Annotated in this window: 1 pseudogene; it reads right to left on the bottom strand. The window is 75.2% G+C overall.

Annotated elements, in window-relative coordinates:
* A pseudogene (locus J0695_RS40910) lies at positions 1-307 on the bottom strand (hypothetical protein); the annotation flags it as partial.

Genomic DNA, 307 nt, shown 5'->3' with positions numbered 1-307 from the left:
CGGGTGGCGCGGGCCGGGGACGCCGCCGTTGGCCAGGGGGCGGGTGCGGCCGGGTGCGCCTGACGGGATCATCATCGCGGGGGCCTGCTCGGGCTCGGGCGCGGCGGGCGTCGAGTAGTCCGGGCCGTACGGCGGCACGTAGGTGGGCGCGCTCTCGGTGTCGTACGCCGTCGGGCTGTAGCTGCCGTCGTACGCCTCCTGGGTGATCTGCGGAGGCGCGAACCAGGGGCTCTCGTGGGTGGTGGGGGCGGGCTCCTGCTGGGCCTGCTCCTGCCACTGCTGCTGGGGCTGAGGTTGCTGCTGCTGT

The sequence above is a fragment of the Streptomyces beijiangensis genome (assembly GCF_017315755.1).
GTDB lineage: Bacteria > Actinomycetota > Actinomycetes > Streptomycetales > Streptomycetaceae > Streptomyces > Streptomyces beijiangensis.
This window is presented reverse-complemented; position numbering and strand designations above follow the sequence as displayed.